2 protein-coding genes are annotated in these 13,067 nt (G+C 73.7%); both read right to left on the minus strand.

The window, feature by feature from the left end; translation table 11 throughout:
• On the minus strand, positions 1-2,243 hold a 2,243-nt coding region (locus ABZY33_RS29865), incomplete at its 3' end, for a type I polyketide synthase (protein ID WP_356494813.1).
• Complete coding sequence (locus ABZY33_RS29870) at positions 2,240-13,045, minus strand: type I polyketide synthase (RefSeq protein ID WP_356494814.1); 10,806 nt, start codon at positions 13,043-13,045, stop codon at positions 2,240-2,242. The genes ABZY33_RS29865 and ABZY33_RS29870, both read right to left, overlap by 4 nt.
• Between the last annotated feature and the right edge of the window lie 22 nt (positions 13,046-13,067).

A 13,067-nucleotide genomic window follows, 5' to 3' on the forward strand; every position in this document is an offset into this window, starting at 1 on the left:
AACGCCTCCAGTGCCTCGTCCAGTGCTTGGGCGTCACCGGCAATCACGACGGACGAGGGGCCATTGACCGCCGCCACCTCGACCCGGCCGGACCAACGCTCCAGCCGAGCCACCGCGTCGACCTCGCTCAGCGCGACCGAAGCCATCCCGCCACGACCAGCCAACTGTGCAGCGATCGCCTGAGAGCGCAAGGCCACCACTCGCGCCGCATCCTCCAGGGACAACGCCCCGGACACACAAGCCGCCGCGATCTCACCCTGCGAATGCCCGACCACGGCATCCGGCAGCACACCCACCGACGACCACACCGCCGCCAGACCCACCATCACCGCAAAACTGGCGGGCTGAAGCACATCCACCCGCTCCAACAGCTCAGGCTCGACCTCACCCCGCAGCACATCGACGAGCGACCAGTCGACGTACGGCTCAAGCGCCGCCGCACACTCACCGATCCGCTCCGCGAACACCGGCGAAGAGTCCAACAACTCCCGCCCCATACCGGCCCATTGAGAACCCTGACCCGGGAACACCCACACGACCTTGCCCGAGCCGCCCCCGCCACCGGAGACGACACCGGCCGCACTCTCACCACGCTCCAACGCCCGCAACCCGGCCAGAGCCTCCGCGTGCGACGCCGCGACCACGACCGCCCGCTCACTCAGCAGCGCACGACCCGCGACCAACGACCCCGCCACCGAAGTCAGCGACACCCCGTCGCCGCCCTCCGCCTCCTCGACGAACGCCGCGAGCCGCCCGGCCTGAGCGGCCAGCGCCGCCTCACCGCGCGCGGACACCACCAGCGGCACGACGCCGTCCGCGGGCGGCGACGCCTGCTCCGCCGGTCCGTCCGCGGGCGCCTCCTCCAGAATCAGGTGCGCGTTCGTGCCGCTCACGCCGAACGCCGACACGCCCGCCCGGCGCGGAGCCTCCCGCCGCGGCCACACACGGGCCTGCGTGAGCAGCTCCACCGCCCCCGCCGACCAGTCGATCTGTGAGGTCGGCGCGTCCACGTGCAGCGTCGCGGGCATCTCACCGTGCCGCAGCGCCTGCACCATCTTGATGACACCGGCGACGCCCGCGGCGGCCTGCGTGTGCCCGACGTTCGACTTCAACGAGCCGAGCCACAAAGGCTTCTGCGGGTCGCGGTCCTTGCCGTACGTGGCGAGCAGCGCCTGCGCCTCGATCGGGTCGCCGAGGACCGTGCCCGTGCCGTGGCCCTCCACGATGTCGACGTCGGCCGGTGCCAGTCCCGCGTTGGCCAGCGCCCCGCGGATGACGCGTTGCTGGGCGGGGCCGTTGGGGGCGGTGAGGCCGTTGGAGGCGCCGTCCTGGTTGACCGCGCTGCCGCGCAGCACCGCAAGGACCTTGTGGCCGCGCTCGCGGGCCACGGACAGGCGTTCCAGGACGACCACGCCGACGCCCTCGGCCCAGCCCGTGCCGTCCGCGCCGTCCGCGTACGCCTTGCAGCGGCCGTCGGCGGCCAGGCCGCGCTGGCGGGAGAACTCCACGAACGCGCCGGGGTTGGCCATGACCGTCGCGCCGCCGGCCAGCGCCATGGAGCACTCGCCCTGGCGCAGCGACTGGGCCGCCAGGTGCATCGCCACCAGCGACGACGAGCACGCCGAGTCGATGGTGACGGCGGGGCCCTCGAAACCGAGGACGTAGGAGACACGGCCCGAGGCCACGCTCGTGGAACCGCCCGTGCCCGCGAAGCCCTCCAGCTCCGGTGTCACCACGTCGGCGCCGGGGGCGACATATCCCTGGCCGAAGACGCCGGAGAAGACGCCGACGTCGGTGCCCTTCAGCGAGACCGGGTCGATGCCAGCGCGCTCCAGCGCCTCCCAGGATGTCTCCAGGAGGAGGCGCTGCTGCGGGTCCATGGCGAGGGCCTCGCGCGGCGAGATCCCGAAGAACCCGGCGTCGAACAGGCCCGCCTCGTGGAGGAAGCCGCCCCGGTCCGTGTACGTGGTGCCGGCGCGCCCGGTGTCGTCCGGGTCGAAGAGGCCCTCCAGGTTCCAGCCGCGGTCCGCGGGGAAGCCCGTCACGGCGTCGACGCCGTCCCGCACGAGCCGCCACAGCTCCTCGGGGTTCGTCACGCCGCCGGGCAGCCGGCAGGCCATCCCGACCACGGCCACCGGTTCGCGGGAGGCGTCGGCGAGCCGGCGGTTCTGCTTCTTCAGCGCACCGACCTCTTCGAGCGATGCCCGTAGCGCCTCGACAACCTTTTCGTACGACGCACTCACTTGAGATCCCCAATCATTCCGGTGTCGCGGAGTTGGTTGTCGCCGAGCGCCAGCTGTACGAGGTCGTCGACCTGGAGGTCGGCGATCGCCTGCTCGTCGTCGGTGTCGTCCAGGGGGACGGCGGCCGGTCCGCGGTCGCCGAGGGCGGCGAGCCGGACCAGGGCGTCCATGAGTCCCGCCTCCCGGAAGCGGGCGAGCGGCAGGGAGGCGAGCGCGTGCCGCAGCCGCACCTCGTCCACGTCCTGACCGGCGTCGCCGCCGTCCGGCACGAGTTCGGTGTGCAGATGGCGGGCCAGGGCCGCCGGGTTCGGATAGTCGAAGACCAAGGTGGCGGGCAGCTTCAGGCCGGTCGCCTCGCGCAGCCGGTTGCGCAGCTCCACGGCGGTCAGCGAGTCGAAGCCGGTGTCCTTGAACGCGATGTCCGCGGGGACCCCGTCCGCTCCGGCGTGGCCGAGGACGATCGCGGCCTGGGTGCGGACCAGGTCGGTGAGGACCTTCTGCTGTTCGGCGGTGGTGCGGCCGGTGAGGCGGCGCAGCAGTTCGCCGTCCCTGGCGGCGCCGGCCCGTGCCTGCTGCCGGCCCGCGCGGACCAGGCCGCGCAGCATGTGCGGTACGCCGCTGCCGGCCGTGGCGTCGGCGCGGACCGCCCGCAGGTCGAGCCGGGCGGGCACGAGGAGGGACCGGTCCGATCCGATCGCGCTGTCGAAGAGCCGCATGCCGTCGGCCTGGCTCATGATCTGGAGGCCGCCGCGCCTGCTCATCCGGGACCGGACGAGGTCGTCGGTGCCGGCCGCCATGCCGGTGGTCTGCTCCCACAGGCCCCAGGCGAGCGAGAGTCCGGGCAGTCCGGCCGCGCGGCGCCGGGCCATCAGGCCGTCGAGGTAGGCGTTGGCGGCGGCGTAGCTGCCGCTGCCCGCGCCCATGAAGACGGCCGAGACGGACGAGTAGACGACGAACGCGTCCAGGTCCAGGCCCCGGGTCAGTTCGTCGAGGTGGCCCACCGCGTCGACCTTCGGCGCGAAGACTTCGGCCAGGCGTTCGGGGGTCAGTGCCTCGATCACGCCGGCGTCCAGGACACCGGCCGTGTGCAGGACGGCCCGCAGGTCGGGTACGGAGGCGAGCAGGGCTCGCGCCTGGTCGCGGTCGGAGACGTCGCAGGCCACGACGGAGACCTCGGCACCGCGCTCGGTGAGGTCGGCGGCGAGTTCCCTGGCGCCGTCGGCGTCGGGTCCTCGCCGGCCGGCGAGGACCAGCTTCCGTACGCCGTGTCCGGTGACCAGGTGCCGGGCCGCCAGGGCGCCCAGGGACCCGGTGCCACCCGTGATGAGGACGGTGCCCTCGGGGCCGAACGTCCCTGCCGGGTCGGCGGGCCGGGCCCGGACGAGACGCGGTACGGAGAGGGTGGTGCCGCGGACCGCGACCTGCGGTTCACCGCTCGCCAGGACCGCGCCCAGGACTTCGGCCACTCCCCCACCGGCCGGGTCCGCGTCGACCAGGACGATCCGGTCCGGGTTCTCCGCCTGCGCGGCCCGCACCAGACCCCACACCGCCGCACCCGCCGGATCACTCACCGAACCATCACCGGCCGGCACCGCACCCCGCGTCACCACCACCAACCGGCCCTGCTCCGACCCCCCACCAGCCAGCCACGCCTGCACCACACCCAGCACCCGCACCGACAGCGCAAGGACGGCACCCGCACCCGCCCCGCCCACAGCGTCCACAACCGCCACCCGCACATCCGCCGCACCGGCAGCCGAAGCCACCACATCCGCCGCATCAGCGACCGCAACCCACTCCGGCGCGACCACCGGCCCCTCACCAGCAGCCAGCTCGGTCCACTCGACACCGAACAGCGAGTCGGTCACCTTGGTGTCCCCGGCGCCTGTCAGCTGTTCCGCGGTCAGCTCCCGCAGCGTCAGCGACTCCGCCGACACGACCGGGCCGCCGGTCTCGTCCGCCGCTTCCAGCGTCACCGTGCCGGAGTCACCGCTCCGCAGGCGCACCCGCAGGGCGGAGGCGCCGACGGCGTGCAGGACGAGGTTGTTCCAGTCCAGTGGCTGCCGGACCGTGTCACCGTCGCCGTCGCCGTCGGCGGTGAGCGGGTGCAGGGCCGCGTCGAGCAGGGCCGGGTGCACACCGAACTCCGTGGCGCCCTTGCGCCGCTCCTCGTCCAGGGCGACCTCGGCGAACGTCTCGTCGCCGCGCCGCCACAGTGCGCGTACGCCCTGGAAGGCGGGGCCGTACTCGTAACCCCGTACGGCCAGACCGGCGTAGAAGCCGTCGACGTCGACGGCCTCGGCGCCGGGTGGCGGCCAGGCGGTGAAGTCGAAGTCGTTCACGGTGCGGGGGGCCTGCGCCGACAGGGTTCCGCCGGCGTGCCGGGTCCAGGCGTCCGCGCCGCTGTCGGCGTCCTCACGCTGGGAGTGGATCTCCAGGCTGCGCGCGCCGTTCTCATCGGGAGCGCCGACAGCGATCTGAAGACGTATGCCGCCGTGCTCGGGCACGATCAGCGGCGCCTCGGTCACCAGCTCGTCCAGGACCCCGCAACCGGCTTCGTCACCGGCCCGCACGGCCAGCTCGGCCAGGGCCGTTCCGGGGAACACCGAGACTCCGCCGACGAGGTGATCGGCCAGCCAGGGGTGCGTCTTGAGCGAGAGCCGTGATGTGAACAACAGTCCGTCGGAGTGCGGCAGTTGGACCATCGCACCGAGCAGCGGGTGATCGACCTTCCGCTGACCGAGCGAGGCCGCGTCGGTGGCGGCCTGGGCCGTGTGGAGCCAGTAGTGCTGGTGGTCGAAGGCATACGTGGGAAGGGCGACCGGAGCCTGACCGACCGGGAGCACCCCGCTCCAGTCCATGGGCACGCCCGTGACGAACAACTCGGCCATGGAGGTCAGCAGCCGTCGCAGACCGCCGTCGTCACGGCGCAGCGAACCCGTCACGACCACATCCGTGCCACTCTCGTCGGCGGTCTCGGTGACCGGCTGGACCAGGACCGGATGAGCACTGATCTCGACGAACGCGCCATAACCCTGCCCCAGCAACCCCGCCACGGCCGGACCGAAGGCGACCTGACCACGCAGATTGCGGTACCAGTACGCGCCATCCAGCACCCCGGGCTCATCCACCCAGCCGCCGGTGACGGTCGAGTAGAACGGCACGAGCGGCGCCTGCGCCTCGATCTCCGCCAACGCCTCGCTCAGCACCGTTTCGATGTCCTCGACGTGGCGGGTGTGGGAGGCGTAGTCAACGGCGACCCGGCGCACCCGCACACCATCGGCGGAGAACGCTTCCAGGGCCTCGTCCAGTGCTTGGGCGTCACCAGCGATGACGACGGACGACGGACCGTTGACGGCCGCCACCTCGACCCGGCCGGACCAGCGCCCGAGACGAGCCACCGCGTCGACCTCGTTGAGCGCGACGGACGCCATCCCGCCACGACCAGCAAGTTCCCCGGCAATCGCCTGAGAGCGCAACGCCACGACCCGGGCCGCATCCTCCAACGACAGCGCCCCGGACACACAAGCCGCCGCGATCTCACCCTGCGAGTGCCCGACCACGGCATCCGGCAGCACACCCACCGACGACCACACCGCCGCCAACCCCACCATCACCGCAAAACTCGCGGGCTGAAGCACATCCACCCGCTCCAACAACTCGGGCTCGACCTCACCCCGCAGCACATCAACGAGCGACCAGTCCACGTACGGCTCAAGCGCCGCCGCACACTCACCGATCCGCTCCGCGAACACCGGCGACGAGTCCAACAACTCCCGCCCCATACCGGCCCATTGAGAACCCTGACCCGGGAACACCCACACGACCTTGCCGGGCGTACCCGAACCGCCACCGGAGACGACACCGGCCGCACTCTCACCACGCTCCAACGCCCGCAACCCGGCCAGGGCCTCCTCCCCCGAGGCAGCCACCACCACCGCACGCTCACTCAACAGCGCACGACCGGCGACCAACGACCCCGCCACCGAAGCCAGCGACACCCGGTCGCCGCCCTCCGCTTCCTCGACGAACGCCGCCAGCCGCCCGGCCTGAGCGGCCAGCGAAGCGGCACCGCGCGCGGACACCACCAGCGGCACGACACCGTCCGCGGGCGGCGACGCCTGCTCCGCCGGTCCGTCCGCGGGCGCCTCCTCCAGGATCAGGTGCGCGTTCGTGCCGCTGATGCCGAAGGAGGAGACGCCCGCGCGGCGCGGGCGGCCGCCGGGCGACCATTCCCGTGCCTCCGTCAGGAGTTCCACGGCCCCGTCGGACCAGTCCACCTTGGTCGTCCGCTGCTGCGCGTGCAGCGTCGGTGGCAGCACGCCGTGCCGTAGCGCCTGCACCATCTTGATGACACCGGCGACGCCCGCGGCGGCCTGCGTGTGACCGATGTTCGACTTCAACGAGCCGAGCCACAAAGGCTTCTGCGGGTCGCGGTCCTTGCCGTACGTGGCGATGAGCGCCTGTGTCTCGATCGGGTCGCCGAGGACCGTGCCCGTGCCGTGGCCCTCCACGACGTCCACCTCGGCCGGGGAGAGCCCGGCGCCCGCCAGGGCCTTGCGGATGACCCGTTGCTGCGAGGGCCCGTTGGGAGCGGTGAGGCCGTTGGAGGCGCCGTCCTGGTTGACCGCGCTGCCGCGCAGCACCGCAAGCACCTTGTGGCCGCGCTCGCGGGCCACCGAGAGGCGTTCCAGGACCACGATGCCCACGCCCTCCGAGAGGACCGTGCCGTCGGCGCCGTCCGCGTACGCCTTGCAGTGGCCGTCGCCGGCCAGGCCGCGCTGGCGCGACATACCGAGGACGCCGATGGGTGAGCCCATCACCGCGACGCCGCCCGCGAGCGCCATGGAGCACTCGCCCTGGCGCAGTGCCTGGGCCGCGAGGTGCATCGCCACCAGCGACGACGAGCAGGCCGTGTCGACCGTGACGGCCGGGCCCTCGAAGCCGAAGACGTACGAGACGCGGCCCGAGGCGACGCTTCCGGCGGTGGCGGTCGTGGCGAAGCCCTCCAGCTCCGCGGGCAGGTGCGTCAGCGACTCGACGTAGTCGTGGATGGAGACGCCGGAGAAGACGCCGATGCTGTCGCCGCGGGCCGCAGCCGGGTCGACGCCCGCGCTCTCCAGGGCCTCCCAGGAGGCTTCGAGGAGCAGGCGCTGCTGCGGGTCCATGGCGAGGGCCTCGCGCGGCGAGATCCCGAAGAACCCGGCGTCGAACAGGCCCGCGCCCTCCAGGAAGCCGCCCTTCGTGGAGTACGACGTACCCGCCGTGTCGGGGTCGGCGTCGAAGAGGGTGTCCAGGTCCCAGCCGCGGTCGGCGGGGAAGTCCGACATACCCTCACGGCCCTCGTGCACCAGCCGCCACAGCGAGTCGGGGCCGGTGACGCCGCCGGGCAGCCGGCAGGCCATGCCCACGATCGCGATCGGCTCGCCCGGGTCCGCGGCGGCGGCGACCGGCGCGGACCCGGCGCCTGCGGCCGCGGTGTCGCCGAACTCCTCCCGCAGGTAGCGGGCGAGGGCCTGCGGGGTCGGGTAGTCGAAGATGAGTGTGGCGGGGAGTTTGACGCCGGTCGCCGCGCCGAGCCGGTTGCGCAGTTCCACGGCGGTCAGCGAGTCGAAGCCGAGGTCGCTGAAGCCCTTGGTGCCCTGCGCCAGTTCGGGGCTGGTGAAGCCGAGCACGGCGCCCGCCTCGGTCTGGACGAGGGAGAGCAGGACACTTTCCCGCTCGGCCTCGGACAGCCCGGCGAGCCGGTGGACCAGGGCCCCGCTGTCGCCCGCGGCCGCCCGTGCGGTGCGGCGGCCGGTGCGGACCAGGCCGCGCAGCAGGTGCTGGACTTCGCCGCCGGACGCGGCCTGGCCGCGCACCGTCTTGAGGTCCAGCTTGATCGGGACGAGGAGCGCCTGGCCCATGTGCAGGCCGGTGTCGAAGATGCGCAGGCCCTCGGCCGGGGTCAGGGCGCGGACGCCGCCGCGGCTCATGCGGGCCTGGTCCACGGCGCTGAGGTGCGCGGTCAGGCCCTCGCTCTGCTCCCACAGGCCCCAGGCGAGGGAGAGTCCGGGCAGTCCGGCCGCGCGGCGCTGGGCCATCAGGCCGTCGAGGTAGGCGTTGGCGGCGGCGTAGTTGCCCTGCCCTGCCGAGCCCATGAGCGCGGCGGCGGAGGAGAAGACGACGAAGGCGTCCAGGTCCAGGCCGCGGGTCAGTTCGCCGAGGTGGCCCACCGCGTCGACCTTGGGTGCGAAGACTCCGGCGAGGCGCTCGGGGGTGAGGGTGGCGAGCACCCCGTCGTCCAGGACGCCCGCGAGGTGCACCACGCCGGTCAGGGGGTGGTCGTCGGGCACGGCGGCGAGCAGCGCCTCGACGTCCGGGCGCCGGGAGACGTCGGCGGCCACCACGGAGACCGCGGCGCCGTGTTCGGTCAGTTCGGCGGCGAGTTCCCGTACGCCGTCGGCGTCGGGTCCGCGCCGGCTCGCGAGGACCAGGTTCCGTACGCCGTGCCGGGTGACGAGGTGCCGGGCGACGAGCGCGCCGAGCGAACCGGTGCCGCCCGTGAGGAGGACGGTGCCCTCCGCCGCGAAGACGGCGGGCTCGTCCGGTGCCCGGCCGGTGACGCGGGCCAGGCGGGGCGCGGAGAGGGTGGTGCCGCGGACCGCGACCTGCGGTTCACCGCTCGCCAGGACCGCGCCCAGGACTCCGGCCACTCCCCCACCGGCCGAGCCCGTACCGTCCACTCCCCCACCGGTCACCTCTCCACCGGCCGGGTCCATGTCCACCAGGACGATCCGGTCCGGGTTCTCCGCCTGCGCGGCCCGCACCAGACCCCACACCGCCGCACCCGCCGGATCACTCACCGAACCATCACCGGCCGGCACCGCACCCCGCGTCACCACCACCAACCGGCCCTGCTCCGACCCCCCACCAGCCAGCCACGCCTGCACCACACCCAGCACCCGCACCGACAGCGCAAGGACAGCACCCGCACCCGCCCCGCCCACAGCGTCCACAACCGCCACCCGCGCATCCGCCGCACCGGCAGCCGAAGCCATTACATCCGCCGCATCAGCGACCGCAACCCACTCCGGCGCGACCACCGGCCCCTCACCAGCAGCCAGCTCGGCCCACTCGACACCGAACAGCGAGTCGCGGTCGTCGTCCGCTGCCGCGTCGAGCTGGTCGGCGGAGACCGGCAGGGAGACCAGGGAGTCCATGGTCACCACCAGGGCGCCGGTCTCGTCGGCGGCCTGGAAGGAGAGCGCGTCGGGGCCGCAGGGCGCGACACGCACCCGCAGCGCGGAGGCGCCCGCGGCGTGCAGCACGAGGCCGTTCCAGGCGAACGGCAGCACCTTGCGGTCGTCGTCCGGGTCGGCCAGGGCGTTGGTGTGCAGGGCGGCGTCGAGGAGCGCCGGGTGGATGCCGAACTTCGCCGCTTCGTCGCGCTGTTCGTCGGGCAGGGCGACCTCGGCGAAGACCTCGTCGCCGCGTCGCCACACCGCCCGCATGCCTTGGAAGGCGGGGCCGTAGGCGTAGCCGCGTTCGGTCAGGTCGCCGTAGAAGGTGCCGACGTCGACGGGTTCGGCGCCCGGGGGCGGCCACGCGGTGAAGTCGACGTCGGCCCGCGCGGGCCTGGCGTCGGCCGACAGGAGGCCGGTGGCGTGCCGGGTCCACGCGTCGGTGGCGCTCTCGGTGGCGGTGTCCTCGCGCAGGGAGTAGACGTCGACCGTGCGCCGTCCGGTCGCGTCCGGGCCGCTCACCGCGACCTGGACGCGTACGCCGCCGCGCTCGGGCAGGGCCAGCGGCGCCTCGATGACGAGCTCGTCGAGGACGCCGTAGCCGAATTCGTCGCCGGCGCGCACGGCGAGGTCGACGTAGGCCGTGCCGGGGACGATGACGACGCCGCCGATCGCGTGTCCGGCGAGCCAGGGGTGTGACTGGAGGGAGAGGCGCGAGGTGAGGACCAGGCCGTCGGAGTGCGGGAGGGGCACGACGGCGCCGAGCAGCGGGTGGTCGCTCGCGGCCAGTCCGAGCGAGCCCGAGTCGGTGGCCGAGCCGCCCATCCGCAGCCAGTAGTGCTGCTGGTCGAAGGCGTACGTCGGCAGGTCGGTGCGGGTCGGCGTGCCGTCGGGCAGGAGCGCGGACCAGTCGACGGTCAGGCCGTGCACGAACAGGTCGGCCATCGAGGTCAGCAGCCGGCGCAGCCCGCCCTCCTGGCGGCGCAGCGAGCCGGTCGCCACCACGTCCTCGCCGCCCGCGCTCTCGTCCGCGATCTCCGTGATCGGCTGGACGAGGACCGGGTGGGCGCTGACCTCGACGAAGACACCGTGGCCCTGCCCGATCAGTTCGGCGACCGCGGGGCCGAACTGCACCTGGCCGCGCAGGTTGCGGTACCAGTACGCGCCGTCCAGCACGCCGGCGTCCTCGACCCAGCCGCCGGTGACGGTGGAGCGGAACGGGATCGCCGGTGCCTGGGCGCGGATCCCGGCGAGCGCGTCGGCGAGGGTGGCGCGGATCCGCTCCACGTGCCGGGAGTGCGAGGCGTAGTCCACGGCGATGCGCCGCACGCGGACGCCCTGGTCCTCCAGGGTGTCCAGGGCTTCGTCCAGGGCCCGGGCGTCACCGGCGATGACGACGGACGCGGGGCCGTTGACGGCGGCGATCTCCACGCGGTCGGCCCAGCGTTCCAGGCGGGCCACCGCCTCCGCCTCGCTGAGCGCGACCGAGGCCATTCCGCCGTGGCCGGCCAGTTCCGCGGCGATCGCCTGGCTGCGCAGGGCGACCACCCGGGCCGCGTCCTCCAGGGACAGCGCCCCGGACACGCACGCGGCGGCGATCTCGCCCTGGGAGTGGCCGAGCACGGCGTCCGGCACCACGCCCGCGGACGACCACACGGCGGCGAGTCCCACCATGACGGCGAAGCTCGCGGGCTGCAGGACGTCCACGCGGTTCAGCAGTTCCGGCGCGGCCTCCCCGCGCAGGACGTCGACGAGCGACCAGTCCACCCACCGTTCGAGGGCGGTGGCGCACTGCGTGATCCGCTCGGCGAAGACGGGTGAGGAGTCCAGCAACTCCCGTCCCATTCCGGCCCATTGGGAGCCCTGGCCGGGGAAGACCCAGACGACCTTGCCGGGTGTTCCGGAACCGGAGACGACACCGGACGCGCTCTCGCCGCGCTCCAGCGCGCGCAGCCCGGCCACCGCCTCCTCGCCCGACTCGGCGACGACCACCGCACGCTCGTTCAGCACCGCACGGCCCGCCACCAGCGAGCCGGCGACCGCGGCGGGCGACACCTCGTCGCCGTCCTGCGGCTGCCCGAGGAACGCGGCGAGCCGCCCGGCCTGGGCGGCCAGCGAGGCGGCGGTGCCCGCGGAGAGCACCAGCGGCACCGGGCCGGCGGGCCCCGGGCGGGGCGTCTCGTCCGGGGTGCGGGGCGCTTCTTCCAGGATCACGTGCGCGTTCGTGCCGCTGGCCCCGAACGAGGAGACTCCGGCCCGGCGCGGATGCCCGCGGTCCGGCCACCGCCTGGCCTCGGTCAGCAGCTCCACCGTCCCCGCCGACCAGTCGACCTGCGGGGTCGGCGCGTCCACGTGCCGGGTCGCCGGCAGCACCCCGTGCCGCAGCGCCTGCACCGTCTTGATGACCCCGGCCACCCCGGACGCCGCCTGGGTGTGCCCGATGACGGACTTGACCGAGCCGAGCAGCAGCGGATCCCGCCGGTCCCGGCCCTCCCCGTAGGTGGCGATGAGCGCCTGCGCCTCGATCGGGTCGCCGAGGACCGTACCGGTGCCGTGGCCCTCCACCGCGTCCACCTCGGACGGGGCGAGCCCGGCACTGGCCAGGGCCTTGCGGATGACGCGCTGCTGGGCGGGGCCGTTCGGCGCGGTCAGGCCGTTGGAGGCGCCGTCCTGGTTGAGGGCGCTGCCGCGGACCACGGCGAGGACCTGGTGGCCGCGCTCGCGGGCCACGGAGAGGCGTTCCACGAGCAGTACGCCGACGCCCTCGGCCCAGCTGGAGCCGTCGGCCCCGGCGGCGTAGGACTTGCAGCGGCCGTCGAAGGCGAGCGCGCGCTGCCGGGCGAAGCCGACGAAGCCGCCCGGTGTCGCCATCACCGTGGAGCCGCCCACGAGCGCCATGGAGCACTCGCCGCGGCGCAGGGCCTGCGCGGCGAGGTGGAGTGCCACCAGCGACGAGGAGCACATCGTGTCGACGGTGACCGCGGGCCCTTCGAGCCCGAGGGTGTAGGCGACGCGTCCGGAGGCGACGCCGCCCGCGGTGCCCAGAGCGCGTTCCAGGCTGAGGAAGTCCTCGTGGCCGCTGAGGTCGGGCGCGTAGTCCTGGTGCACCATGCCGGCGAAGACCCCGACGTCGGTACCGCGGACCGCGTGCGGGTCGATCCCGGCCCGTTCCAGGGCCTCCCAGGCCACTTCGAGCAGCTGGCGCTGCTGGGGGTCCATGGCGAGCGCCTCACGCGGCGAGATGCCGAAGAAGGCGGCGTCGAAGCGGCCCGCGTCGTGCAGGAACGCGCCCTCCCGCACGTACGTCGTGCCGGGGTTGTCGGGGTCCGGGTCGTAAAGGCCCTCCAGGTCCCAGCCGCGGTCCTCGGGGAAGGCGGTGTAGACGTCGGAGCCGTCCGTCACCACCCGCCACAGGTCCTCGGGGCTGCGGATCCCGCCTGCGTAGCGGCAGGCCATGGAGACGACAGCGATGGGTTCCGTGGCCGCGGCCGCGAGTTCGCTGTTCTCCTGCTGAAGCCGTGCGTTCTCCTTCAGCGAGGCGCGCAGTGCCTCGACGACCTGCTTGTCCGGCGCGGACATAACCATCCTCCACGGTTCGTTC

Origin of the sequence: Streptomyces sp. NPDC006552, from assembly GCF_040611655.1 — a bacterium.
In the GTDB taxonomy this organism is placed as follows: domain Bacteria; phylum Actinomycetota; class Actinomycetes; order Streptomycetales; family Streptomycetaceae; genus Streptomyces.